Annotated in this window: 23 protein-coding genes and 1 pseudogene; 9 read left to right on the top strand and 15 right to left on the bottom strand. The window is 69.3% G+C overall.

What is annotated here, in order from left to right:
* Positions 1-63: 63 nt before the first annotated feature.
* Positions 64-987 (bottom strand): helix-turn-helix domain-containing protein, encoded by a 924-nt coding sequence (locus AC1RQF_RS07795; RefSeq protein ID WP_492871692.1) that lies wholly within the window; start codon positions 985-987, stop codon positions 64-66.
* Positions 988-1,074: 87 nt separating this feature from the next.
* Here AC1RQF_RS07795 and AC1RQF_RS07790 point away from each other — a divergent pair, with 87 nt between their 5' ends.
* Together AC1RQF_RS07790 and AC1RQF_RS07785 are read left to right on the top strand one after the other, a co-directional pair.
* Complete coding sequence (locus tag AC1RQF_RS07790) at positions 1,075-2,568, top strand: cytochrome P450 (protein WP_492871691.1); 1,494 nt, start codon at positions 1,075-1,077, stop codon at positions 2,566-2,568.
* A gap of 229 nt (positions 2,569-2,797) precedes the next feature.
* Entirely contained in the window at positions 2,798-3,085 is a 288-nt protein-coding gene (locus AC1RQF_RS07785; protein ID WP_274003069.1) for a YciI-like protein, read from the top strand.
* Positions 3,086-3,097: 12 nt separating this feature from the next.
* Here the strand turns inward: AC1RQF_RS07785 and corA are convergent, their stop codons facing one another.
* A complete protein-coding gene (gene corA, locus AC1RQF_RS07780) occupies positions 3,098-4,075 on the bottom strand; it encodes a magnesium/cobalt transporter CorA (protein ID WP_274003067.1) in 978 nt (325 codons plus the stop codon).
* A gap of 220 nt (positions 4,076-4,295) precedes the next feature.
* Here corA and cydX point away from each other — a divergent pair, with 220 nt between their 5' ends.
* Together cydX and AC1RQF_RS07770 are read left to right on the top strand one after the other, a co-directional pair.
* A complete protein-coding gene (cydX, locus tag AC1RQF_RS07775) occupies positions 4,296-4,433 on the top strand; it encodes a cytochrome bd-I oxidase subunit CydX (RefSeq protein ID WP_274003066.1) in 138 nt (45 codons plus the stop codon).
* Positions 4,430-5,041: a P-loop nucleotide/nucleoside kinase family protein gene (locus AC1RQF_RS07770; protein ID WP_492871690.1), complete on the top strand. Its 612-nt coding sequence runs from the start codon at positions 4,430-4,432 to the stop codon at positions 5,039-5,041. The genes cydX and AC1RQF_RS07770 overlap by 4 nt, the downstream gene beginning before the upstream one ends.
* Before the next feature lie 106 nt (positions 5,042-5,147).
* On the opposite strand, the gene AC1RQF_RS07765 is transcribed toward AC1RQF_RS07770, so the two are convergent.
* From AC1RQF_RS07765 to AC1RQF_RS07755, 3 genes are all read right to left on the bottom strand, one after another.
* Positions 5,148-6,248, bottom strand: a complete 1,101-nt coding sequence (locus AC1RQF_RS07765; RefSeq protein WP_274003062.1) for a saccharopine dehydrogenase family protein — start codon at positions 6,246-6,248, stop codon at positions 5,148-5,150.
* Positions 6,249-6,586: 338 nt separating this feature from the next.
* Entirely contained in the window at positions 6,587-7,051 is a 465-nt protein-coding gene (locus AC1RQF_RS07760) for an Lrp/AsnC family transcriptional regulator (protein ID WP_274003060.1), read from the bottom strand.
* Between the two features lie 44 nt (positions 7,052-7,095).
* Positions 7,096-7,974 carry a LysR family transcriptional regulator gene (locus AC1RQF_RS07755; RefSeq protein WP_492871689.1) on the bottom strand — a complete coding sequence of 293 codons (879 nt, stop codon included), beginning with the start codon at positions 7,972-7,974 and terminating at the stop codon, positions 7,096-7,098.
* 143 nt (positions 7,975-8,117) lie between these two features.
* Between AC1RQF_RS07755 and AC1RQF_RS07750 the strand changes: the two genes are divergently transcribed.
* A complete protein-coding gene (locus AC1RQF_RS07750) occupies positions 8,118-8,648 on the top strand; it encodes a Spy/CpxP family protein refolding chaperone (protein ID WP_252987377.1) in 531 nt (176 codons plus the stop codon).
* A 65-nt stretch (positions 8,649-8,713) separates the two neighbouring features.
* On the opposite strand, the gene AC1RQF_RS07745 is transcribed toward AC1RQF_RS07750, so the two are convergent.
* Entirely contained in the window at positions 8,714-9,733 is a 1,020-nt protein-coding gene (locus AC1RQF_RS07745) for an extracellular catalytic domain type 2 short-chain-length polyhydroxyalkanoate depolymerase (RefSeq protein WP_443111574.1), read from the bottom strand.
* Between the two features lie 157 nt (positions 9,734-9,890).
* On the opposite strand from AC1RQF_RS07745, the gene AC1RQF_RS07740 reads away from it, so the two are divergent.
* Positions 9,891-10,325 (top strand): PGDYG domain-containing protein, encoded by a 435-nt coding sequence (locus AC1RQF_RS07740; RefSeq protein WP_492871688.1) that lies wholly within the window; start codon positions 9,891-9,893, stop codon positions 10,323-10,325.
* Between the two features lie 80 nt (positions 10,326-10,405).
* Here the strand turns inward: AC1RQF_RS07740 and AC1RQF_RS07735 are convergent, their stop codons facing one another.
* From AC1RQF_RS07735 to AC1RQF_RS07700, 8 genes and pseudogenes are all read right to left on the bottom strand, one after another.
* A complete protein-coding gene (locus AC1RQF_RS07735; RefSeq protein WP_274003053.1) occupies positions 10,406-10,768 on the bottom strand; it encodes a DUF3022 domain-containing protein in 363 nt (120 codons plus the stop codon).
* 9 nt (positions 10,769-10,777) lie between these two features.
* Positions 10,778-11,566, bottom strand: coding sequence for a YhfC family glutamic-type intramembrane protease (locus AC1RQF_RS07730; protein WP_492871686.1), 789 nt, complete (start codon positions 11,564-11,566; stop codon positions 10,778-10,780).
* A 57-nt stretch (positions 11,567-11,623) separates the two neighbouring features.
* Positions 11,624-12,667: a LacI family DNA-binding transcriptional regulator gene (locus AC1RQF_RS07725; protein ID WP_274003049.1), complete on the bottom strand. Its 1,044-nt coding sequence runs from the start codon at positions 12,665-12,667 to the stop codon at positions 11,624-11,626.
* A 445-nt stretch (positions 12,668-13,112) separates the two neighbouring features.
* Positions 13,113-14,090, bottom strand: coding sequence for a 2-hydroxyacid dehydrogenase (locus AC1RQF_RS07720; protein ID WP_492871684.1), 978 nt, complete (start codon positions 14,088-14,090; stop codon positions 13,113-13,115).
* Positions 14,091-14,094: 4 nt separating this feature from the next.
* Positions 14,095-15,375, bottom strand: a complete 1,281-nt coding sequence (locus AC1RQF_RS07715) for an MFS transporter (RefSeq protein WP_274003046.1) — start codon at positions 15,373-15,375, stop codon at positions 14,095-14,097.
* A 76-nt stretch (positions 15,376-15,451) separates the two neighbouring features.
* Positions 15,452-16,444 carry a sugar kinase gene (locus tag AC1RQF_RS07710; protein ID WP_274003045.1) on the bottom strand — a complete coding sequence of 331 codons (993 nt, stop codon included), beginning with the start codon at positions 16,442-16,444 and terminating at the stop codon, positions 15,452-15,454.
* Between the two features lie 55 nt (positions 16,445-16,499).
* Positions 16,500-17,270, bottom strand: coding sequence for a TIM barrel protein (locus AC1RQF_RS07705; RefSeq protein ID WP_274003043.1), 771 nt, complete (start codon positions 17,268-17,270; stop codon positions 16,500-16,502).
* 377 nt (positions 17,271-17,647) lie between these two features.
* Positions 17,648-18,529 (bottom strand): annotated as a pseudogene (locus tag AC1RQF_RS07700) (LysR family transcriptional regulator); the annotation flags it as partial.
* 107 nt (positions 18,530-18,636) lie between these two features.
* Between AC1RQF_RS07700 and AC1RQF_RS07695 the strand changes: the two are divergent.
* The 3 genes from AC1RQF_RS07695 (at position 18,637) to AC1RQF_RS07685 (ending at position 23,280) form a co-directional block, all read left to right on the top strand.
* On the top strand, positions 18,637-19,701 hold the full coding sequence (locus AC1RQF_RS07695; protein WP_492871683.1) for a YeiH family protein: 1,065 nt from the start codon (positions 18,637-18,639) through the stop codon (positions 19,699-19,701).
* A gap of 103 nt (positions 19,702-19,804) precedes the next feature.
* Complete coding sequence (locus AC1RQF_RS07690; RefSeq protein WP_492871682.1) at positions 19,805-21,538, top strand: ClcB-like voltage-gated chloride channel protein; 1,734 nt, start codon at positions 19,805-19,807, stop codon at positions 21,536-21,538.
* Positions 21,539-22,167: 629 nt separating this feature from the next.
* The gene (locus AC1RQF_RS07685; protein ID WP_492871717.1) at positions 22,168-23,280 is read left to right on the top strand and encodes a lipid A biosynthesis lauroyl acyltransferase; all 1,113 of its coding nucleotides are present in this window, start codon (positions 22,168-22,170) and stop codon (positions 23,278-23,280) included.
* Positions 23,281-23,308: 28 nt separating this feature from the next.
* On the opposite strand, the gene AC1RQF_RS07680 is transcribed toward AC1RQF_RS07685, so the two are convergent.
* The gene (locus AC1RQF_RS07680; protein WP_274003035.1) at positions 23,309-23,929 is read right to left on the bottom strand and encodes a TetR/AcrR family transcriptional regulator; all 621 of its coding nucleotides are present in this window, start codon (positions 23,927-23,929) and stop codon (positions 23,309-23,311) included.
* Positions 23,930-24,044: the final 115 nt, after the last annotated feature.

Raw genomic sequence — 24,044 nt, 5'->3', positions numbered from 1 at the left:
GGCCGGTTCGGTCTTGGCGGAAAGAACGATTATCCCATGCGCAGCGGCGCCGAACGCCCTGCGTCAAATCCACAGCCGATAGAGCCAGAACGATTCGTCTTCGCCGAACCGGCGCGCGAACTCGCTCGGCGAGAAGCCGGTGATGGCTTTCGACACGCGGCTCAGGTGCGCCTGGTCGGCGAAGCCCTCGTCGTGCGCGATGCCCGCCCAGTCGAACGGCAAGCCCGCCTCGAAACGCGCGCGCGCGGCAAAGAACACGCCCTCGGAACGCACCAGCGCCTGCCACTCCCGCAACGAGCGCCCACTGTACGCGCGCACGCGGCGCTCGACCTGCCGCGCGCTGTGCGTGCGCCGCCATTCGTGCGCCTGCCGTGCGAGCCGCTGCACCCAGTGCCGGCCGACCTGCTCCAGCGTCGGCGCGGCGCTCGCGCGCCCGCGCAGCGCCTGCCAGCGCGGCGCGAGATGCTGTTCGAGCGCGGCGAGCAAGGCCGCGTCGTCGGGCGCGGCCACCAGCGCCCGGAACAACGGCTGCCAGCCCGCGTCGAGCACCGCGGCGGCATCCACCACCTGATCCTGAAGCGCCGCCGGATCGATCCCGAACAGATGCCGCGCGACATCCGCCGTCATGCACAGGAAGCCGCCGCGCCCTTCCCGCGGCCCCCAGCTGGCGAGCGGCCGCGACTGGCTGCCGCCCAGCGCGACCTGCGCGCGCAGCGGACGCCAGCACGGCCCGTCTTCGCCGCGCTCGACGATGCCGAGCGTGTCGCTGTCGAACCACGAGAGCGTCAGGAGCGGCGAGGCCGACAAGTGAGTGAGCCGCTGCGCGCCGTCGAGCCCGAGGCCGCGCGTATCGCGGCTGACCACGGCGATGAGGGCCCCCTGCAAGGCGGGCGGCGGAAGATGCAGGCGCGCGGCCTGCGCGCCGCCCGGGGCGCGGGGCGCGCGCGCATACGGATCGGGACAGGATGGCGGCGGCTCGGCATACATGGGGGTCGAGTATAGGCACGGGCCCCGCGCGTGTCGATGTCGTTTCGCTTCAAGACGCGCGGGCGCGGCGCGCCAACAATGCACGCCATGAACAAGCCCACGACCTCTCCCTGCCCGCACCGCGCCGATGCATCGTCCGCGCCCGTCGTTCCTTCTTCCGCCGGCGCCTGGCCGCCGGGCCCCGCCGCCGGGTTCACCGGCTGGGGCCTGCTGCGCGCGATGTCGCGCGACATGTTCAGCGCGCTGCACGCGTGGCAGCACGCGCACGGCGACGTGTTCCACCTGCGCATGTGGCCCGAGCACCAGCTCGTGATCTGCGATCCGGCGCTGGTGCGCGACCTGCTCGTCACGCACCACGACGCGCTGATCCGCTGGGAGCGGGCCATGCGGGTGTTCTCGCAACTGAACGGCCGCAGCGTCTTCATCTCGGAAGGCGAGCCCTGGCGCGCCAAACGCCATGCGCTGCAGCCGAACTTTTCGCGTCAGGCGGTGGATGCGTTCGTGCCGACCATCGCCGCGGCCGCCGACCAGGCGCTCTCGCGCTGGCGCACCGACGGCGGGCGTTGCGCGATCGAGAGCGCGCTGACCTCGCTGACGATGGACGTGATCCTGCGCATGATGTTCTCGGACCAGGTCGGCGACGATGCGCACCGGGTCGAGGAAGCCGTGCGCGCGGCGGTCGTCGCGGCCAACGCGGAGGTGTTCTGGCCGACGACCTCGCCGAACTGGATGCCGTGGAAGCGGGCCAAGCGCGATGCGCTCGTGCTGCTGCGCGATCTCATCGGCCGGCACGTGGACGCGCGCCTGCGCACGCCGTCCGACAGCTGGCCCGACGATCAGTTGACCCGGCTGCTGCATCTGCGTCGCGAGGATCCGGCCGGCTGGTCGCTGGAGGCGATCCGCGACGAATGCATGACGACCTTCGTCGCCGGTCACGAAACCGCGGCGGCCACGCTGACCTGGTGGGCGTGGTGCATGGCGGCGAACCCGGCCGCGCAGCGCGCGGCGCGCGCCGAGGTCCGCGCCTGTCTCGGCGACGCGGCGCCGACGCCCGACACCCTGCCCGCGCTGCGCTATGTCACGCAGACGCTGAAGGAGACGCTGCGGCTCTATCCGGCCGCCCCGATGCTGATCGCGCGGCGCGCGACGGCGCCCTTCACGCTCGGCCCGTGGCGCGTGCCGGCGCGCACCATGCTGTCGGTGCCGACCTTGCTCATGCATCGCGATCCGCGCTGGTTCGACGATCCGCTCGCATTCCGGCCGGAGCGCTTCGCGGCAGATGCGCCCGCCCCACCGCGCGGCGCCTACCTGCCGTTCGGCGCCGGCCCGCGCGTATGCCTCGGCCAGCATCTCGCGATGACCGAGATGACGGTGATCGCCGCGCGCATCCTGCAGCGTTTCGCGCTGAGCGCCCCGGCCGGCATGGCCGAACCGCGGCCGGTGATGAACGTGACGCTGCGCCCCGACACGCCGCTGCATCTGAACGTGGCGCGTATCGCGAGGCCGCGGGTGATGACCGGCAAGCCCGATCGCGAAGGCCCCGGGGGGCCGGACAGGGAAACGCGCGCGGCAAACCGGTGAGGCGCGCGTGCCGGCCGCGCGGCGTGGCCGGCTGGCCTGGACGCACGACCGCGCGCGCGACGCCGCGCGCGACCCGCAAGCGACGCAGTGCGGCGCCTCGACGTGTCGCGGCCGCCCGTCGCGCCGCGCGCCGCAGCCCCCATTGAAGCGCCCGCCGCAAACCGCTAAGGTGCGTGGAACGGCCGCGTCGCGCGGCCGGTTCGCCCGAGCGGCCCAGGAGACCTTCGCCATGTACTACCAGTTGACCTACGATCTCGTCGACGACTACCTCGAACGGCGCGGCGCGTATCGCGCCGACCATCTCGCGCTCGCCCAGGCCGCGACGGCGCGCGGCGAACTGCTGCTCGCGGGCGCGCTCGCCGACCCGGCCGACCATGCGGTGCTGGTGTTCCAGGGTGACGCACCGGCCGTCGCGGAAGCCTTCGCGCGCGCCGATCCGTATGTGCTCAACGGGCTGGTGACGCACTGGCGCGTGCGCCAGTGGAACGTGGTGGTCGGCCGCTGCGCGCAGGGCTGAACCGGCGCGCGCCTACAGCCAGCCCGCCTTCCTGAAGCGCCACCACAACACGACATCGGTGACGAGCATCAGTCCGAGGCAGGCATAGAAGCCATATTCCCAGCGCAGCTCGGGCATGTTGTTGAAGTTCATCCCGTAGATCCCGGCGATCATCGTCGGGATCGCGAACAGCGCGGCGAACGAGCCGAGCCGCTTCGTCACCTCGCTCTCCGCGAGCGAGATCATGCCGAGATTCACCTGGATCGCCGTGACCACCATCTCGCGGCGTCCTTCGATCGTCTTCACGATGCGCAGCAGGTGGTCGTACACGTCGCGGAAATAGTGCTCCATGCCGTTGCAGATCTGCGGCGTGCGTCCGCCGAACAGCTTCGACAGCGGCTCGATGAGCGGCGCCGTGTGCTGGTACAGCATCACGAGGCGGCGCTTGAGCAGATAGAGATCCTCGATGGTGGCGCGCGAGGCCGCGAGGTTCGATTTCGCGAAGATGCGGTCTTCGAGTTCCTCCAGCTCGGCGCCCAGCGCCTCGAGCGTCGGGAAGTAGCGATCCACGACCTGATCCATCAACGCGTAGAACACGAACGCCGAGCCCTCCTTCAGCAGATGCGGCTCGCGCTCGCAGCGCGTGCGCACGTCCTGGAAGCCGTGCGGCGTATGGTTGCGGATCGACAGCACGTAGTTCGGGCCGACGAACACATTGAGTTCGCCGATCTGGAATTCATCCTGCTCGTCGATCTCGACCGTGTGCAGCACCGCGAACAGCGAATCGCCGTATTCCTCGATCTTCGGACGCTGGTGGCCCTTGCGGGCGTCCTCGAGCGCCAGCTCGTGCAGGCCGAACTCCTCGCCCATGCGCTCGATGTCCTCGGGCGACGGATCCTTGAGCGCGACCCACACGAAGCATTCGGGGCGCGCGACATAGTCGCTGATATGGTCGATGTCGATGTCGGCGAGCTTGCGGCCATCTTGGTATGCAACGCAGTTGATCAGCATGGTCCTGTGAAAACGAGTCGGATGCCGGCAGTTTACCGGGTCGGACGACAGGCCCCCGGGCGTCGCATGCCACGTCCGGACAAATTTCTTGCATTCCATGCTTGTCCGGGCCGCCATTCTTGGTCATGATCGGGCTGCACGCGCCGCGCCCGACGCTTTCGGGCCCGCGCGCCCGAGGCGACCCCGCCGCGCCCGCGGCGTCATCAACAAGGAGACGGCTATGTGGTATTTCTCGTGGATACTCGGCATTGGCGTGGCGCTCGGGTTCGGCATCATCAACGTCATGTGGCTCGAATCGAACGGCCGGTTCCCGAACGACGGCGAAGCGCCGGCCGACGCCGGAAGCCGCCTGCCGTGACCTCCCTGGTGTTCTTCTGCGGTCATGCCGGCACCGGCAAGACCACGCTCGCGAAGCGGCTGATCGGGCCGCTCGCGCGCACGACGGGCAAGGCCTTCTGCCTGCTCGACAAGGACACGCTGTACGGGCGCTACAGCGCGGCCGCGATGGGCGCGTTGACCCAGGATCCGAACGACCGCGACAGCCCGCTTTACCTGCGCCACCTGCGCGACCCGGAATACCAGGGGTTGCTCGACACCGCCCGCGAGAATCTCGAACTCGGCACCAGCGTCATCGTGGTGGGGCCGCTGTCGCGCGAAGTGCGCGACGGCCGGCTGTTGAACCGCCAGTGGCTCGGCATCGGCCCGGAGGTCGAGTTGCGCGTGGTATGGGTCCATGTGCCCGAGGACGTCGCGCACGCGCGCATCGCCGCGCGCGGCAATCCCAACGACGCCTACAAGCTCGCGCACTGGGAGGAATACCGGCAGCGCCGCTTCGCGCCGACGGGCGACGCGTGCAACGGCCTGCTGCAGTTCGACAACACCGCGCCCGTCGGCGCCGATTACGACGCGCTGCTGCGCGCGCTGGCGCCGCCGTCCGGCGCGATGGTGCCGCCGCTGCCGGCCTGAGGCCGGCCCCGGCGCACGGGCCGCGGCCTGCCGCGGAGTCGCCCGCTGCGGGACCGCCTATCGCGGGGTCACCCGCTGTGGGATCGCCCGCCCCTGCTCCCCGCGCTTATGCGAGCGCGTGCATGCGTTCCAGCGTCCCGCCGTCGTACAGCTTGCCGAAGCGGTTCGCGAGGAACGCCTGCAGCGGCACCTGCTCCTGACGCACGAAGCCGCTCTGCGGCAGCACGCGTTCGCGGAACAGGTCGAGCACCGCGCACATCGCGCCCGCGGTCGTGATCTGGATCGCGCTCATCGGCATCCCGCACACTTCCTTCGCGAAGATCTTGCGGGTGAACACGTCCTGCACCAGCTGGCCGTCCTTCATGCCGGTCACGGTGACGAACACGAGCACCACGTCCTGCTTCGTCGACGGCACCGAGCGGCGCATGATCGTCTTGAGCGTGTCGCGGTCGCTCGCGAGCCGCAGATCCTCGAGCAGGAACTGGATCAGATCGCGATGGCCCGGATAGCGCACCGACTTGTAGTCGAGCGACTCGACCTTGCCCGACAGCGTCTCGCACAGCGTGCCGAGGCCGCCCGAGGTGTTGAACGCCTCGTATTCGATGCCGTCGAGCGAGAAATGCTCGAGCCCTTCGAGCGGCTGCACCCACTGCTGGCGACCATCGCGGATCGCTTCGCACGGCTGGCAGTACTCGTTGATGAGCCCGTCGACGCTCCAGGTCAGGTTGTATTTGAGCGCGTTGGTCGGGTACTCGGGCAGCGCGCCGACCCGCATCTTGACGTCGCGCACTTCGGTGAAGCCCTTGACCAGCTCGTGCGCGGCGATGCCGATGAAGCCCGGCGCGAGGCCGCACTGCGGCATGAATGCATGGCCCGTGCCTTCGGCGAGGCTGCGGATCGCATGCGTCGCGCGCACGTCCTCGGTCAGGTCGAAGTAATGCACGCCGGCGGCTTTCGCCGCGGCCGCGACGTTGACCGCGAGGTAGTACGGCAGCGCGTTGACGAGTGCGTCGAAGCCCTTGAGCGCGTCGCGGATCGCGTTCGCATCCGCGGAATCGACGCGTCGCGTGTCGATGCCCTGCGCCGACAGCTTGGCGAGCGCATCGGCATCGCGGTCGAACGCGACGACCTCGTAATCGCCCGTCTCGCGCAGCAGATGGGCAATGGTGTGGCCGATGAGGCCCGCGCCGACGATCGCGACTTTCATGGTGTGCTCTCCTGACAGGTGGATTTGTTGTGTAGGTGTACAGCCCTGTCCGAGAGTGTAAGGATGAGCAAAATCAGTTCCTAGACGCAAAGTGATGCGGAATGACAGCCCATTTCGTCAAAATGACGTATAGATTTGACGGTTTGTCGTAAACGGCGGGTAAACGCGATAGCGCCCGCGCGACGTGCGGGCCGTCGATACCGTCAATCGTGTGTTGCAAGGAGAAGGACGCGCGCGGCGATCGGCGCGCGCATGGCAGCGCCCGGCCGGATCAGACAGCCGCAGGCATCATGCGACGATGGGAGAGCGAGCGGGCGAAGTGCCGCCGGCGAGACACATCAACCGCCGAACGATCCGCGATCGATCTTGCGCGACAGGATGATCGACGTGGTGGTGCGTTCGACGCCGTCGAGCGCGCCGATCTGGTCGAGCAGATCGTTCAGGCGCTCGGGTGAATCGGCGCGCAACCATGCGACGTAGTCGTACTCGCCGCTGACCGCGCACAGCAGTTGCACTTCCGGCATGCGGTCGAGCCGCTTGAGCACGTCCTTGCCGAACTTCGGCGCGAGGATGATGCCGACATACGCATAGATGCTCGCATCGAGCACGTCCTGGCCGAGCCGCACGCTGTAGCCCGCGATGACCTGGCTGCGTTCGAGCCGGGCGATCCGGGCAAGCACGGTGGTGCGCGCGACGTCGAGCTGGCGCGCGAGGTCGGCGACGCTTGCGCGCGCATCGGCCTGCAGCAGCGCAACGAGGCTGCGGTCGAGTTCGTCGAGCTGGTCGAGACGGGGTGGACGCATGACGTGGAGGGAAATGACGGTGCCGCGATGATAGCGCCGAACCGCTAGGCGCCCAACCGCCCGACCACGAACTCGACGAAGCTCGTGAGCTTGGGCGTCGCGTGGCGATCGCGCGGATACAGCAGATGCACGCGCGACGGCGCCGGCATGTAGGCGTCGAGCACGGGCACCAGCGCGCCGCTCGCCAGTTCCCTCGCGAACAGCGCTTCCGGTTGCATCGCGATGCCGAAGCCCTGCAGCGCGGCCTCGCGCAGCGCCTGCGCGCTGGTCGCGCGGAACCGGCCGCGCGGCGCGACCGGCAGCTCCGCGCCCGCGAAGCGCCAGCCGCCCTCCTTGCCCGAATGCAGCAGACCGAGGCATTCGTGCCGTTCGAGATCGGCCGGCGTGCGCGGCACGCCGGCGCGCGCGAGATAGGCCGGCGCGGCGACCGCGCGCACCCGGTACGGCGCGAGCGGCCGGCCGACCAGCCCGGAATCGGCGAGCGGCCCGATCCGGATCGCCGCATCGAAGCCCTCGTCGACGAGATCGATGATCCGGTTCGACAGGTCCAGTTCCACCGACACCTCCGGACACGCATCGAGATACGCGGTGATCGCGGGCGCGAACACCTCGACCCCATAGGTCAGCGGCGCGGTCACCTTGAGCACGCCGCGCGGCGCGGTCGTCATCGCTTCCGCAACCGCATCGGCATCCTTCACGTCGGCGAGGATCTGCCGGCACCGCTCGTAATATTCGCGGCCGATCTCGGTCAGGCTCTGGGTGCGGGTGGTGCGGGTCAGCAGCCGGGTGCCGAGCTGGATCTCGAGCGCCTTGACGTGCTTGCCGGCCATCGCGGCCGAGATGCCGGCCCGTTCGGCCGCGGCCGTCAGGCTGCCGGCCTCCACCACGCCGACGAAGATTTCCATGCTGGCGAGTTTATCCACCGTCGATTTCCATTCGTTTCGGTTGTAAGCAAGTGTCGCGACCGCGCCGTCGCGCGCGATACCGTGATACTAATAGCGTGCGGCCCCAATGCGTGCCGCGCGCGGCCATCGAGGCCGCCTTCGACGACCCAACAGGAGTTCCAATGAAACAACGCTCGCTGATCCTAGCCGCCGCGCTCGCGCTGTCGAGCGCCTTCGCCCACGCGCAGACCCCGGCCGCCGCGCCCGCCGCCGACACCGCCTCGTCCGCGCAGCGCACGGCGCGCCATGAGGCGCGCGTCGAGGAGCGCATCAGCTATCTGCACGACCAGCTGAAGATCACGTCGGCGCAGGAAGCGCAATGGAAGGCCTTCGCGGATACGATGCGCGACAACGGCGACACGATGGGCCGCCTGTATCGCGAGCGGCTCGCGAACAAGAGCGTCTCGGCGCTCGACGACATGAAGCAGTACGCGGACCTCGCCCAGGCGAACGCCGACGGCGCGAAGAAGCTCGCGGAGACGTTCGCGCCGCTGTACGACGCGTTCCCGGCCGACCAGAAGGCGCTGGCCGACACGACCTTCCGCAAGTGGCTGCAGGGCCCCGCCAACGGGCACCGCAAGCCGGCCAAGCACGGCAAGGCCGACGCCAAGGCGGCGCCCGCCGAGCAGGCCAGCGCGCCCGCCGCGCAGTAGGCGGCGCGCACACGGCGGAGCGGCCCCGCTCCGCCGTTTTTCTTCTCCTGCGTCAGGCCTTCAAGTCAAGGCGCGGACACGAGCCGCGCGATCATCGCGTGCACCGCCTGCATCTGCACGCCCGATTTCCACGCATAGTTCTGCCCCGTATACGCGAACCAGTCCCAACAGCCGTTCGGATTGTAAGGCACCGTCGTCGCCGCCACTTGCGGGTACAGCACGATGATGCCGTTCGCGTCGGCCCAGCTGTCGTAGGTGGTGTCGTCGCGCACGATGGCCGCCGTCTGCAGGCAGCCGTGGAACACCACGTGCACCTTGCATGCGGTGCCCGCGCCGCACGCCTGCGGCACATAGGCGTAGGCATCGTCCGTCATGCCGCTCGACGCCGGCGCGAACTCGCGCTGGTTGAAGGTGACGACGCGCCCGGTCGGCTGCGCGGCGGGCGGCACGAGCGTGCCGTAGATCGTCGTCAGGATCACGCCCGCCTGGTCGTAAGGCATCTGTCCGACGGTGCAATGGTTCACGTAAGGTGAGCCATTCACGTTGCACGCATTGCCCATCGACGGCGTGATGAACGCATGGCCGGCCGGCACGTCGCTCACATAGGCGAGATTGGCGGACGGCACGCCCGCGAGCCGGAAGAACGTCGCGGTCGCATCCACCGCCGGCTGCCGGACAACGGTGTCTTGCGTACCACTGAACAAATAGAGCCGCACCCGCTGCAGGTTCGAAAGCGCGTCGATCTTTCCGCTCGCCGCGAAGCCTTGCGCCGCGCCCAGCATCAGCGAAGGATTGGGCGGCACGCCGGGTACGCCCCCCATGCAGATGCTCGTATTTACCAGATTGCCCGCCGCGCAGTAGTACGGACCACCCGCGATGATGCCCGCCCCCTTGACCGACGCCGAATAGGCCACCTGATACTGCACCGCCATGTAGCCGCCCGACGACAGTCCGGATACCGATACCTGCGCCGGATCGGCGCCCAGAGCAGGCAGCGGCGACGCGCCCAGGGCGCGTTGCGCGGGCAGCGCCGCGGATCCGGCGAGCGTGATCAGCATGGCAAGCGTGCGAAATGATGTTTTCATCTATTTCTCCTTTTTTATCCGATGAGGTATGCGACGCCGGCCATGCGCCGCGCCCCATCTTCGCCCCCTGTGTGCGATGCAACAAGGTACGTGTTGCCAGGTGCGCCAGGCTCCATTTCGAGATAAAGTGCCGGGTTTTCTTCCTGCAGATCCGATCATGATCGAACTGAACAATCTCGACCTGCGCGCCGATCCGGCCGCGCGGCGTGTCGTCAAGAACGAAACGGTTCAGGTCGAGTTCGCCGCCGCCGCGGGCGAACTGATGAGCCTCGAAGGGCTCAACCGCTATGTCGCGGGCGACGCGCTCGTCACCGGCTCGACGGGCGACCGCTGGGTGGTGTCGCGCGCGCGCTTCGACGCGAAATACCTGCCCGTCGACGCGGCGCTCGCGCACGGCGCGGCGGGCGCCTATCGGAACCGCCCGGCCGTGGTGCTCGCGAAGCGCATGGACGCGCCCTTCTCGATCGCGCGCTCGGCCGACGGCGACGTGCTGCGCGGCGTCGCGGGCGACTGGGTCATGCAGTACGCGCCGGGCGACTACGGCGTGGTGCAGGCGCCGCGCTTCGCGCAGGTGTATCGCGACGCCGACTGAGCCCGCTTCCGCCCGATGCGACAAGGCCCGCCATCGTGACGATGGCGGGCCTTGTCCTTTATCGGCGCGGCAACGGCCGCTTACGCGAACGGCGCGTCGATCAGCAACGCCGATTCGCGCGGCACGGCCACGCCTTCCGCATGCATTTCCTCGAACGAGCCGAGCTGCGCCTCGATGAACGCGCGCAGCACCGCATGGCTGCGCGCGCGCTGCTGCGGCGCGAGCGCGAGATAGCGGGCCAGCGCGGCGGGCGCGATCCGCACGTCGAGCGTCATGCGGCGCGGCGTCGCGCCGAAGCGCATGCCGAGCCACTGCACCGACAGGAAACGGCCGGCCTCGTCGCTGCGTTCGGCGAAACGGGTCTGCTCGGGAAACAGATCGCAGACCACGTGCGCGAGCACGTCGAACTCGGCGCTCGCGCATTCGTAAATGTAGTCTTCCATCGCCGCCTCCTAGGCCGCCGCGGCCGCCGGGCGGCATTGGCGCACGAGCCAGAGCGCGGGCAGCGCCGCGATCAGCACGTAGCCGGCGATCATCCAGCCGAACGGCACGGCGCCGAGATTGTAGAGGATCGACGGCAGGTCGCCGAGCGGATGCACGATGATCAGGAGCGGCAGGATCCAGTGCTTGCCGGCGCGCACGCCGCGCCACATCAGCACCGACAGCAGCACCTGGAACGCGAGCGCGGCGACGCGCTCGAGCACCATCACCGCGATCGACTGGACCGACAGCGTCGCGAGCATCACCTGGATGCGCAGCGCGAGATTGGCCGGCATGGTCGCGAGCTGCTCGTTCAGTTGGCCGCGATTCGCGAGCCAGGCGAGGTACACCCACTGGCCGAGCACCAGCACGCCGACGAACCACGCCTGCGCGCCGCCGTAGCCGATGCCGTGGCCCAGGCCGCGGCTGTCGCCGGCCGAGCCGCCATAGCGCCGCGCGAGCACGCGCATGCCGAGATAACGGCCGACTTCCTCGAACAGCGCGGCCGTCGCCATGCTGAACGCGAGGAAGGCCGCCGGCTTCGCGAACCACTGCATCGCGGCCGGCTGCGACAGGACCAGCCCGTAGAAGGCCCGTTCGAGCAGGGTCGCGAACAGCGTGAACACGATCACGCCGATGATCGCATCGCGCTTGTCGAGCGCCATCGGACGGCGCAGGAAACGGTACAGCGCAAGCGGCAGCAGCGCCACGAACAACGTGGCGATGATCAGCGCCGCCAGCGTGACGGGAGCAACAGTCATGGACAACATCCTTGGTCGAAATCGCGTGCACCGGCCGGTGCACGCCCCGCATGATACTCAGCTTGCGGTCGACGCGCGCACGATCAGCTCGCCCGGCAGCAGCGTTTCGCGCACCGCGCCCGTCGCGCCGTCGATGCGCTCATGGACGAATTCCACCGCGCGATAGCCGATTTCGTAGGTGGGCTGGCGGATCGTGGTGATGCCGATCAGCTCCGCCCATTCGGGATCGTCGATCGACAGGAGCGCGACATGGCGCTGCCAATCGGCGCCGTGCCGGCCGCGCAGGTGCCGCGCGATCGCGAGCGCGACGGGCGCGTTGGCCGCGAACAGCGCGAGACGGCCGCCCGTGCGCGCGGCCGTCCCGACCAGCGCATCGAGCGCGGCGAGCGCCTGCTGCGCGGCCTCCGGATCCTTGAGGTCCAGCACGATCGGCGCCGGCGCGGACCGGCCCGCGCGTGCGAACGCCGCGCGGAAGGCCGCCTCGCGCAACCGCCGCGAACTGACCTGCGTGAACGGCTGCACGACGAAATGCACCGCCTGGTAGCCCTGCTCGGTCAGGTGCCGCAGGCCCAGCTCGATCGCCGCCGCGTTGTCGAGGCCGATCAGGTCCGCCTCGAAGCCCTCCACCGTGCGGTCGACCAGCACCGTCGGGATGCCGCCGCCGCGCAGCGGCTTGAGCACCGCCTCTTCCGCGCCGAGCGCGTTGACGATCATGCCCTCCACCCGGTAGGTCGTGAGCAGCTGCAGATAGCGGCGCTCCATCTCGACTTCGTTCGCCGCGTGGCAGATGAGCGGCATGTAGCCGAGCGCGTGGCAGGCCGCCTCGACGCCTTGCAGCACCTCGACGGTGTAAGGATTCGTCAGGTCGGCGGCCAGGAGGCCGAGCAGCCGGTTGCGGCCGCGCTTGAGCCCGCGCGCCATCTGGTTCGGCCGGTAGTTGAGCCGTTCGATCGCGACTTCGATCCGCTTGCGCAGATCGGCGGACAACACGTTGGTCTCGCCGTTCAGGTAGCGCGACACGCTGGTCTTGCCGGTGCCGGCCTCACGCGCCACGTCGCTGATGGTCGCGGGACGCTGCGCTGTACTCTGGGATTCAGTCACTATGGTGCCTCGTGACACGTGGCCCGCGCCGCCTCGTGAACGGACGGGCAATTGTTGTTGGAATGGGGCCGCGCGCGGTCTTCGCCGCCCGTCGGCCCCGGCCCGGCGCACACGTCGCCGTGCTGCGCGCCACACGGTACTGCCTCGATCAGCGGGCGATCATAACGCAGCGGGACGGCCCCGACCCTGACGAGCGCTTCTAACCCGCGGCGGCCGGGGCCGATCACAAGGCGCCCCAACCATCCGGAATCCGCACGACCGCGCCGGCCGGCGCGGTCGCTGGTGTTGCCGTTCATCGGCTGCTCCGCTTCGAAGCGGCGCGCCTGCCGCGCCGCGAGATTTTCAGCGGATTCTACCGGCCGGTTCGGGAAAAGCGAGCGAATTCCGAGTATTCGTGCTTGTCAGGCGACGATCGCCGCCAACCGGCCACATCCGCCCGAAACGATCACGCGTCGCGTTGCTCCGGTCGCAACGCCTCGCGGTTGACGATATTACTCCGCAGCGTGCCGGCGAGCGCCGCCACGAGGTTTTCCGCCGCGCAGCGCGCCATCGCATGACGGGTCTCGCGGGTCGCGGAGCCGATGTGCGGCAGCGCGACCACCTGCGGCATCGACAGCAGCGGCGAATCGACGGCGAGCGGCTCGCGCTCGAACACGTCGAGCCCGGCGCCGCGGATCGCGCCCGCGCGCAGCGCGTCGATCAGCGCGGCCTCGTCGACCACCGGGCCGCGCGATGCGTTGATCAGGATCGCGCCGGCTTTCATTCGTGCAAGCTGGGGCGTGCCGATCAGGTGGCGCGTCTCCTCCGACAGCGGCACCTGCACGCAGACGAAATCGGCCTGTTCGAGCAGCGTGTCGAGCGGCACGCGACGCGCGCCGTAGTCGGCCTCGGCCTGTGGATTCGGGCTGCGGTTCGTGTACAGCACCGGCATCCGGAAGCCGAGCGCCCCGCGCCGCGCGACCGCGGCGCCGATCCGGCCGAGCCCGATGATGCCGAGCGTCTTGCCCTGCACGTCGGTGCCGTAGTACTGCTCGTCGATGCTGTGCCGCCACTGCCCCGCCTTCACGAAGTTCGCGAGTTCCACGACCCGCCGCGCGCTCGCGAGGATCAGCGCGAACACGGTGTCGGCGGTCGATTCGGTCAGCACGTCCGGCGTGTGCGCGAGCACGATGCCGCGCCGCGTGAGGTCCGCGACGTCGAAGTTGTCGTAGCCGACCGAGATGGTCGACCACGCCTTCAGGCGCGGCGCGCGATCGAGCAGCGCCGGCGTGATCCGGAGGCTCGCGCCGAGCGCGCCGTCGGCGTCGGGCAGCGCGGCGGCGAGCGCGTCGACGTCGTCCACGCAGGTCACGTCGGCGTGTTCGCGCAGATACGCGAGGACGTCGTCGGGCAACGGCTTGTAGGCGACGATACGGGGTTTCATCGAATCATTTTCCTTGCAACGGATGGGCGAGCGGCGCGGTCGCATCCGGCTGCGGCTTGACGGCGAGCGTCAGCACGACGGCCGCGATCAGCGCGGCGCTCATGAACGCATAGGAGGCCACGGGCGAGCCGGTCGCGCCGTTCAGGTAGCCGACGAAGTACGAGCCGAAGAACGAACCGAGCGCGCCCATGCTGTTGATGAGGGCCATCGCGCCGCCCGCGACATTGCGCGGCAGCAGCTCCGGCACGATCGCGAAGAACGGGCCGTACGGCGCGTACATCGCGGCGCCCGCGACCACCAGCAGCGCATACGAGATCCAGAAATGCGTCGAGCCGAGCGCGAACGACGCCGCGAACGCGGCCGCGCCGATCAGCAGGAACGGCCACACGAAGGCCTTGCGCGAGCCGACCTTGTCGGAGGCCCAGGACGCGAACAGCATCGCGATCGTGGCGGCCAGATAGGGCAGCGCGGACAGCCAGCCGGTCTCGACCATGCCGAGCGACGAACCGTTCTTCACGATCGACGGCAGCCACAGCACGAAGCCGTACACGCCGATGCTCCAGAAGAAATATTGCGCGCACAACTTGATCACGGCGGGCGAGCGGAACGCCTCGCCATAGTTGCGCATCGGCTTGATCGCGGCCTGCTCCGCGGCGAGCGCGGCGGCGAGATCGCGCTTTTCCTGGTCGGTGAGCCAGCGCGCCTGCGCGGGCTTGTCCTGCACCAGCAGCCACCAGCACACGGCCCACAGGATCGCCGGCACGCCCTCCGCGATGAACATGTGGCGCCAGCCGAACTCATGCACGAGGTAGCCCGACACGACCGACATCCACAGCACCGTGACCGGATTGCCGAGGATCAGGAAGGTGTTCGCGCGCGAGCGCTCGCCTTTCGTGAACCAGTTGCTGATGAAGATCAGCATCGCGGGCATCACGGCGGCCTCGACGACGCCGAGCAGGAAGCGGATCGCCATCAGCGACGGGATGTCGCTGACGATGCCGGTGAGCGCGGCGCACGCGCCCCACAGGATCAGGCTCCAGAACACCAGCTTCTTCACGCTGCGCCGCTCGGCGTAGATCGCGCCGGGAATCTGGAAGAAGAAATAACCCAGGAAGAACAGCGCGCCGATCAGCGACGACAGGCCCTTGCTGATGCCGAGGTCCTGGTTGATCCCGGCCGCCGCCGCGAATCCGTAGTTGGCGCGGTCGAGGTAGGCGAGACTGTAGGTGATGAAGACGATCGGCATGATCGTCCACCAACGGCGAAGCGCAAGCGTTGCGGGCATGATGGGTTGTCTCCTGGTGCGAATGGCGCTGGATGCGCGCCGCGATTGTGCCTTTCCCGCGGCGCGCGCCTGCGTCTTATCGGGTGAGCGAATCCTCTAGCCGATGCGGCCGATTGCTGCGTTTTTCGAGGCGATCGAGTTCGATGCGGGTCGGCAGGCCTTCGGAATCGCCGATCACCTGGATCGCCAGCGCGCCGATCCCGTTGCCGCGCGCCACCGCGTCGGCCACGCCCTTCCCTTCGAGCAGCGCGCTCACGACGCCCACCGCGAAACCGTCGCCCGCGCCGACCGTGTCGACCACATTCTCGACGCGTTCCGCCGCCACGGCGCCGCTTTCGCCCGTCGCGGTCTGATAGTACGCGCCCGCCGGCCCGAGCTTGATCACGACGCCGCGCGCGCCCTGGTCGAGATAGAAGCGCGCGATCTCGGCCGGCGTGTCGCGGCCGGTCAGCTGGCGGCCTTCGGCGAGACCCGGCAACACCCAATCGGCCAGCGCCGCGAGCGCGTTGAGCGTGCGCGTCATCACGTCGGTCGAGGGCCACAGCGAGGGCCGCAGGTTCGGGTCGAACGAGATCGAGCGGCCCGCCGCGTGCATCTCGCGCGCCAGTTGGAACGCCAGTTCGCACGACGAGGCCGAGATCGCGGGCGCGACGCCCGTCAAGTGCAGGTGGCGCGCGCCGAGCACGTAGTCCGGCACGTAGTCGGCCAGCGACAGGTGGCTCGCGGCCGAGCCCGCGCGGAAATATTCGACGACCGGATCGCTGCCGTCGTCGCAGCGCGACTTCAGCTGGAAACCGGTCGGATAGCGCGCATCGAGCGTCACGCACGAGGCGTCGATGCCCTCGCGCGCGAGCGTGTCGAGCACGAAGCGGCCGAACGAGTCGCGGCCCACGCGGCTCATCCAGCCGACCTTGAAGCCGAGGCGCGCGAGACCGATCGCGACGTTCAGGTCCGCGCCGGCCGCGCGCTTCGTAAACCGGCCGACCTCGGCGAGCGGGCCGGTCTCGGCGGCGACGAACATCGCCATGGCTTCGCCGTAGGTGACGACGTCGAGTTGCTTGCTGTTCATGCTTGGGGTTCCTTCATCCTGCCGGCGCGCCTCGCGCCCGGCGTGGCGAGATGCGTCAGGCGGCCTCGAGCCACGCGACCCGGCGGCGCGCATCGGCGGCGAGGTCCGCCGCGTCGAGCGGGAATTCGATGCCGCGCGGCACATCGGCCGGCAGGCGCGCGAGCACCGGCCCGAACAGCGGATCGTCGGCGGCGGGCGCCACGGCGAAGCGGCGCGCGCCCTCGCCCGTCACGGCCTTGCAATGAATGTACTCGACGTGCGCGGCGAGCGTGTCCGCCGCCGCGAGCGGCGCTTCGCCGGGCCACTGCCAGTTGCCGATGTCGAACGTCATGCCGAGCAGGTCGGGCGCGCCCGCCGCGCGCAAGGCGGCGAACAGCGTCGCGAACTGCGCGAGCGCGCCGCCTTGCGGCAGCTGGCCGTTCTCGACCAGGATCCGCGCGCGCGCCGGCGCGGCCAGCGCCGCGATCTCGCGCGCGGACGGGTCGCTCGCGTAGCCGCCCAGCTGGAATTTCACGTAGCGCGCGCCGAGCGCGTCCGCTTCGGCGAGCGCCGTCACGAAGCCCTCGCGGTTCAGCGCGCCGGCGTCGGTGTACAGCGTGTCGGGGGTCGAGTACACCGACCACAGCCCGGCCGCGGCAATCGCCGCGCCCAGTTCGGCCAGCGCGCGCGCCAGCGTGTCCTGCCCGGACGCGAACAGTTCGCGCCGCACCTCGAAACCCGCCGCGCCTGCCCGCGCCGCCTCGGCCACGAATGCATGGTGCCCGTCCCGGCGAACGGCCTCGGGACCAAATGCACTCGCGACGATGACGATCTCTGCCTTGTTCATGTTTCTGCCTCGGTTCGAATGGAACCGGTTCCATTAATTTGAACGGAATGGTGCGCCCGTCGCCGGACCCGGGCCATAGAGGAAATCCCTAGGGTTTTCGGTGTATGGAACGCGCAGGCGAACGCCCGGAATCGCGCGCCTCCCCGGGAGACTTCCTGCGGAGCGTGGGCAAGGCGCGGGCCGCGCCGAACGCCCCGGCGGAAATCCCCTCGGGAAAGCGCCGCCATCGGCGGCGATTTCAGGCCTCCCCTCGGAATCGATTTTCGATCGGGATGCCGCGAAAACGGCCTCTAGGCTGTGGGCGAATCGGGAACGGACGCTTCGGGGGGCATCGCGATGTCGAGCGCCGTTGCATCGCCGGGCGTCGCCGCGCCGTGCAGGCACAGATCGAGGAAACGCGCCGCCGCGCGCGACGGCACGGTGTCGTGCGGCACAAGGATCGAGAAGCGGCGAACCAGCGGCTCGGGATCGAACGACAGCGCGACGAGCGCCGCGTCGTCATGCGTGAGCGACATCGCCGACACGAAGCCGATTCCCATGCCCGCGCGCACCGCTTCCTTGACCGCCTCGACGCCCGCGATCTCGAGCGCGACGCGCATCGGCGCGGCCGCGCGCGCGAATGCGCGCTCGACCAGCTGCCGCACGCCCGACCCCGCCTCGCGCAGCACCAGCGGCTGCGCGCCCAGCTCCGCAAGCGTGGCGCGGGCGCGCCCGCCCGCGCCACGCTGCGCGAGCGGATGCCGTGCCGGCGCGATCGCGACGATCTCGTCCTCGCGCCACGCATGCGTCCCGGTGCCCGGCGGCAGCGCGGCGCCCGGCGGCCCCTCGATCAGCGCGATGTCGAGCGACGCCAGCGCGCTCACCACCTCCGCCGTGTTGCCGCTCATCGTGCGGATCGCGACGCCCGGCGCAAGCGGCTGGAACGCCGCGATCAGGTAAGGCAGCACATAGCTCGCGGGCGTCGTGCTCGCGCCGATCCGCAGCGTGCCGTGCTCCAGGCCGCGCACCGCGTCGCGATAGGTGCGCGCCTGCGCGAAGGTGTCGCGCAGCTGCGACGCGTAGCAGGCAAGCTGCTCGCCGACCGGCGTGAGCCGCACGCCGCGCCCGTCGCGCTGGTACAGCGGCTCGCCGAATTCGTCCTGGAGCTGGCGCAACTGCCCCGACACCGCGGGCTGCGACAAATGCAGCGCCTGGGCGGCGCGGCTGATGTTGCGATGGTCGGCCACGGCGGCGAACGTTATCAGTTGATCGGGGGTCATGATTCGAAAATATCAGATTTCCCGATAGTTTATGTCGCAAATCACAATTTTTCATATCGATATATCTAAACTAGCATTAGCGCTATCGTTCGCCCCGACCCCAAGCCATGTCCACCGCGCCCACCCCGCACCTGAGCACCGCCTCCCCCGCCATCACGATGCGCGGTCAATTGAACGGCGTGCTGTTCGTCGCGCTGTTCGCGGCCGCCGTGACGCGCGTCGCCGAGCTGCCCGCGATCGCCGGCCTCGGGCTGAGCCCGCTGATCGTCGGCATCGTCGCGGGCGCGCTGTACGGCAACGCGCTGCGCGACGGGCTGCCCGCCAGCTGGGCGGCGGGCGTCAATTTTTCCGCGCGCAAGCTGCTGCGCATCGCGGTCGCGTTCTTCGGGCTGCGCGTGAGCCTGCAGGAAATCGCGCAGGTCGGCCTGCCGGGCCTCACGGTCTCGGTGCTGGTCGTGACCAGCACGCTCGCGCTCGGCACCTGGGCCGGCGTCAAGCTCATGAAGCTCGATCGCGACACCGCCCTCCTCACCGCCGCCGGCAGCGCGATCTGCGGCGCGGCGGCCGTGCTCGCATTCGAGTCGACGCTGCAGTCCAAGCCGCACCAGAGCGCGATGGCCGTGGGCAGCGTCGTGCTGTTCGGCACGCTGTCGATGTTCCTGTACCCGCTCGCCTACCACGCCGGCCTGCTCGGCGGGCTCGACGCGACCGGCCTCGGTCTGTTCTTCGGCGGCACGATCCACGAGGTCGCCCAGGTGGTCGGCGCGGCGAGCGACATCAGCCCGCAGGTCACGCATGTCGCGACCATCGTGAAGATGACGCGCGTGATGCTGCTGGTGCCGGTGCTGCTGATCCTCGGCGCCTGGCTCGCGCGCTCCGCGCGCCCCGGCCACGGCAAGCGCAAGGTCGCGGTGCCCTGGTTCGCGCTCGGCTTCCTCGCGCTGGTCGTCGTCAATTCGCTGAACGTGCTGCCGCAGTCGACGGTCCACACGCTGAACGCGCTCGACACCTTCGCGCTGACCATGGCCATGACCGCGCTCGGCATCGACACCCGCATGGCGCAGATCCGCGCGGCCGGCCCGCGCGCGCTCACCACCGGCCTGATCCTGTATGCCTGGCTGATCGCGGGCGGTTACGCGATCACCTGGGCGGTCCAGCGCTGGCTTGGCTGAACGTCCGTCCACCGCGCATCGCGCCGCGCCCGCCAGGTCTCTCCGGCGCGCGCGGCGCGATGCTATTCTTCCGCTCGATCTCATTCGCCTGCCCTGCTCCGCCGTGCTGTCATTCCTGCTGAAGCTGCGCACCCGCGCGCACACCCTGTTCCGCCTGTCCGACGCCCACACGATGCTGGTCTGGTCGGTGATCGTCGGGATCGGCGGCGCCTTCGCGACGATCGCGTTCCGCCAGGGCATCGAGCTGATCCAGTACGCGCTGTCCGGGTCGAGCGGCAGCTTCGTCGCGATGGCGAAGCGCCTGCCGTGGCACATCCGCTTCTGGCTGCCCGCCGCCGGCGGCTTCCTGGCCGGCTGCGTACTGCTGATCGCGAAACGCGGCGCCCAGAAGAACGGCAACACCGACTACATGGAGGCGGTCGCGCTCGGCGACGGCGTCGTGCCGGTCCGGCAGAGCCTGTGGCGCAGCCTGTCCTCGCTGCTGACGATCGGCAGCGGCGGCTCGATCGGCCGCGAAGGGCCGATGGTGCAGCTCGCCGCGCTGGCCGCATCGCTCGTCGGGCGCTTCGCCCACTTCGATCCGCCGCGCCTGCGCCTGCTCGTCGCGTGCGGCGCCGCGGCCGGCATCACCTCCGCGTACAATGCGCCGATCGCCGGCGCGTTCTTCGTCTGCGAAATCGTGCTCGGCTCGATCGCGATGCAGAGTTTCGGGCCGGTGGTGGTGGCGTCGGTGGTCGCCAACATCACGATGCGCGAGTTCTCCGGCTACAAGCCGCCGTACGAGATGCCGGTGTTCCCGGCCGTGACCGGGCCGGAAGTGCTGCTGTTCGTCGCGCTCGGCCTGCTGTGCGGCGCGGCCGCGCCGCAGTTCCTGCGCCTGCTCGACGGCTCGAAGGCCGCGTTCGCGCGGCTGCCCGTGCCGCTGCCGGTGCGGCTCGCGCTCGGCGGCCTCGTGGTCGGGGTGATCTCGATCTGGGTGCCCGCCGTATGGGGCAACGGCTACAGCGTCGTCAACGCGATCCTGCACGCGCCGTGGACCTGGCAGGCGCTCGTCGCGGTGCTGCTGTTCAAGCTGATCGCGACCGCCGCGACCGCCGGCTCCGGCGCGGTGGGCGGGATCTTCACGCCGACCCTGTTCGTCGGCGCGGTGTTCGGCTCGCTGTTCGGGATCGCGATGCACGCGCTGCTGCCCGGCCATACGTCGGCCGCCTACGCGTACGCGATGGTGGGCATGGGCGCATTCCTGGCCGGCGCGACCCAGGCGCCGCTGATGGCGATCCTGATGATCTTCGAGATGACGCTCAGCTATCAGGTGATGCTGCCGTTGATGGTGTCGTGCGTGGTCGCCCATTTCGCTGCGCGCGCGCTCGGCCGTGCGTCGATGTACGAGCTGACGCTGCGCCGCCACGACGACGAGCAGCAGCGCGCGCGCCTGAAGACCACCCAGATGCGCGAGCTGATCCAGCCGGCGGCGACCGTCGTGCCGCTCACCGCGAGCGTCGCCGACATGACGCGGATCTTCCTCGAATACCCGGTCAAGTATCTGTACGTGACCGACGAGGCCGGCCGCTTCCGCGGCGCGGTCGCGCTCAAGGACATCACCTCGGACCTGCTCGACAAGCGCGACACGACCGACAAGACCGCGGCGCACTACGCGCACACGCCGTTCCCGCTGCTCACACCCGACATGCCGCTCGGCGTCGCGCTCGAGCATTTCATGGCGTTCCAGGGCGAACGCCTGCCCGTGGTCGAGAGCGCCGCGGCGCCGACGCTCGCGGGCGTCGTCTACAAGACCTCGCTGCTCGACGCCTATCGGCGCATCAACGGCGAGCAATGACGCGCCCGCCTGCGGGCGTCGAGCACCGCGTCATCGCGCACCGCGTCGATGGAATGCGGCTGCGTCGGCGGGCTCAACGGGGCGGGCGCGCGCCCGCGCACCGGGCGACGCTCGACGCCGGGCATCCCGTCGCTGCGCGGGACGAGATGCCTTGGCAAATGTGAACTATTCGAAATCATCAACACCAATGGCGCGTTCACCGCTATGATCGCGTCACTCGTCGGAGCGGACGTCGTATCAAGCCCCGATGCACGCCGGATGGAAGGCGCCTCGGACGAGGGTTTTCCCGAGATCGCGCGGCGCAGCGGCGATGCTCGCGTGCAGTTGCGGCCCGTCCGATTCGAACGCCGGGCGGCTGGAGCATCGGCGTGCGATGTCAGTCGCCTGCTGCAGGAAAGTTCTCTGGGCGATCGTCGAGCGCGTTGTCGTCGCGAAGCAGGACGTTCAGGCGACGCCCTGCGCCGCGCGAGCGCCGGAGCGAGCTCCCGCAAACGCGCGCCCCGATCGGGCGGCGCCCTTTCACGGGCAGCCGCTCGACGTGTCCGACGGACGACGCCGCACGGGCCCGGCAGGTTTCACCGAAGTCGTTGTTCCCGTCATACGTAATACGAAATAGCAGGCGGCCAGGCATGGGGGCTTGGGCGACGACTTCGACTACCGTGCGGCAATCCCATTCTGCGGGCCCTTCGCTTTCCCGAAACGAAACAGGAACACCGAGGGAACGCGTGAAGCGGGACGGCCCACGCTCCCCGGACGGACGGCGGATCGCAAACGACCCGCCTGCACAGCCCACCCAACCCGATTTTCCCGTACTCCATCACTCGACTCGAGCGGCGCCGGGCAGTCACCAGACGGAAGTCCATCACATGAACGCTCTCGGGTATTGGCTGCTGCTCTGCCTGCTGCGATTCCTGTCCATCCTTCCCTACGCGCTGGTCGCGAGAGCCGGCAGCCGCATCGGCGCGGCGCTCTACCGCATACCGAGCCGCCGCAGGCACGTGGTCCACGTCAACCTGCGGCTCTGCTTTCCGTTGAAGACCGACGCGGAGCGCGAGGTGCTCGCGCGCGCCCATTTCGAACACGTCGTGCGCAGCTACCTGGAGCGCGGCTTCCAGTGGTTCGGCAGCGCGCAGTCGATCAATCGCCTCGTCGAGATGGACAGCCGCATCGACCTGCACGACCCGGATGCGCCGCCGACGATCTTCATGGGCTTCCACTTCGTCGGCATCGAAGTGGGCTGCATGCTCTATTCGTCGTCGCTGCCCGTCGCGGCGCTCTATACGCGCATGTCGAACAGCCGCCTGTGCGATCTTGCCAAACGTCAGCGCGGACGCTTCGGCGCCAGGATGATCGAACGCAGCGCGAGCGCGAAACATCTCGTCAAGCTGCTGCGCTCGGGCACCCCGGTGATGCTCGCCGCGGACATGGACCACGGCACGACGGGTTCGGTATTCGCCCCGCTGTTCGGCGTGCAGGCCTGCACCTTGACGTCGGTGTCGCGGCTGGCAAAGCTGAGCGGCGCGCGGGTCGTGCCGTTCGTGACCGAAGTGCTGCCGGAATTCCGCGGCTACCGGCTGACGATCTTCGAGCCGCTCGACCACTATCCGACCCACTGCGAATCGCTCGACGCGCGCAGGATGAATGCCTTCCTCGAAGAGCAGATCCTTCGATTTCCCGAGCAGTACTACTGGGTGCACCGGCGCTTCAAGCACCGTCCGGCAGGCGAGCCGAGCGTCTATTGACGGCCGGCGCGACGCGGCGACGGCCCGCTCAGCCCGGCGCGCGGCCGAGCACGACGCGCGCGAAGAAGCCCGCCAGCACGTTTTCCGCCAGCTCGTTCGTCATCAGCTTGGGATCGGCCGTGTAGTAGAACTGCACGCCGTCGCACAGGCTCATCAGCCCGAACGCCAGCACCTCGGCCGACAAGGGCAGCGGCGCGCCCGAGCGCTGCGCGAAGCGCGTGATGTAGTCGGCCATGCGCCGGCACTTGTCCTGCATGAACGCATTGAAGCGCAGGCGGAATTTCGCGTCGCGCGCGGCGAGCAGCTTCGCCTCCGTCCACAGCAGGAAGTCCTCGTCGTTGAGAAAGCGCTGGCTGTAGTAGCGCAGCACGGTCTCTTCCATCTGCTCGCGCGCGCCGCCGCCGTCGAAGATCTCCTGCAGCTCGACCTGCACCGCGTCGTGGTCGCGCGTCAGCAACTCCAGCAGCAGTTCCGCCTTGCCGCCGAAATTCGAATAGAACGCGCCCCGCGTGTACCCTGCCGTGGCGGCGATGTCCTCGACACTCGCCGCCATGTAGCCCTTCTTCATGAACATCACGCGCGCAGCCTTCAGCAGACGCTCGCGCGTCTGGTCCTTGCTCTGCTCCCGTGTCAAACGCTTTGGTCTCATGGCGCGCAGTCTAGCATCTTTTACATTTCAGATTCATCTATACACTCAGATACAACACTGTATTAGAATGCAGGCGAGTTTTCGAAAACAACGGGTGCTGGTGTGCCGCCGGCGT

The organism is Burkholderia sp. GW821-FHT14F03 (genome assembly GCF_058803765.1).
The sequence above is the reverse complement of the archived record's forward strand: the minus strand, read 5'-3'. Positions and strand labels throughout refer to the sequence as shown.

Coding starts and splice junctions, on each gene's coding strand:
- AC1RQF_RS07795 (WP_492871692.1), bottom strand. CDS start 987: ATGTATGCCGAGCCGCCGCCATCCTGTCCCGATCCGTATGCGCGCGCG.
- AC1RQF_RS07790 (WP_492871691.1), top strand. CDS start 1,075: ATGAACAAGCCCACGACCTCTCCCTGCCCGCACCGCGCCGATGCATCG.
- AC1RQF_RS07785 (WP_274003069.1), top strand. CDS start 2,798: ATGTACTACCAGTTGACCTACGATCTCGTCGACGACTACCTCGAACGG.
- corA (WP_274003067.1), bottom strand. CDS start 4,075: ATGCTGATCAACTGCGTTGCATACCAAGATGGCCGCAAGCTCGCCGAC.
- cydX (WP_274003066.1), top strand. CDS start 4,296: ATGTGGTATTTCTCGTGGATACTCGGCATTGGCGTGGCGCTCGGGTTC.
- AC1RQF_RS07765 (WP_274003062.1), bottom strand. CDS start 6,248: ATGAAAGTCGCGATCGTCGGCGCGGGCCTCATCGGCCACACCATTGCC.
- AC1RQF_RS07760 (WP_274003060.1), bottom strand. CDS start 7,051: ATGCGTCCACCCCGTCTCGACCAGCTCGACGAACTCGACCGCAGCCTC.
- AC1RQF_RS07750 (WP_252987377.1), top strand. CDS start 8,118: ATGAAACAACGCTCGCTGATCCTAGCCGCCGCGCTCGCGCTGTCGAGC.
- AC1RQF_RS07745 (WP_443111574.1), bottom strand. CDS start 9,733: ATGAAAACATCATTTCGCACGCTTGCCATGCTGATCACGCTCGCCGGA.
- AC1RQF_RS07740 (WP_492871688.1), top strand. CDS start 9,891: ATGATCGAACTGAACAATCTCGACCTGCGCGCCGATCCGGCCGCGCGG.
- AC1RQF_RS07735 (WP_274003053.1), bottom strand. CDS start 10,768: ATGGAAGACTACATTTACGAATGCGCGAGCGCCGAGTTCGACGTGCTC.
- AC1RQF_RS07730 (WP_492871686.1), bottom strand. CDS start 11,566: ATGACTGTTGCTCCCGTCACGCTGGCGGCGCTGATCATCGCCACGTTG.
- AC1RQF_RS07720 (WP_492871684.1), bottom strand. CDS start 14,090: ATGAAACCCCGTATCGTCGCCTACAAGCCGTTGCCCGACGACGTCCTC.
- AC1RQF_RS07715 (WP_274003046.1), bottom strand. CDS start 15,375: ATGCCCGCAACGCTTGCGCTTCGCCGTTGGTGGACGATCATGCCGATC.
- AC1RQF_RS07710 (WP_274003045.1), bottom strand. CDS start 16,444: ATGAACAGCAAGCAACTCGACGTCGTCACCTACGGCGAAGCCATGGCG.
- AC1RQF_RS07705 (WP_274003043.1), bottom strand. CDS start 17,270: ATGAACAAGGCAGAGATCGTCATCGTCGCGAGTGCATTTGGTCCCGAG.
- AC1RQF_RS07695 (WP_492871683.1), top strand. CDS start 18,637: ATGTCCACCGCGCCCACCCCGCACCTGAGCACCGCCTCCCCCGCCATC.
- AC1RQF_RS07685 (WP_492871717.1), top strand. CDS start 22,168: ATGGGGGCTTGGGCGACGACTTCGACTACCGTGCGGCAATCCCATTCT.
- AC1RQF_RS07680 (WP_274003035.1), bottom strand. CDS start 23,929: ATGAGACCAAAGCGTTTGACACGGGAGCAGAGCAAGGACCAGACGCGC.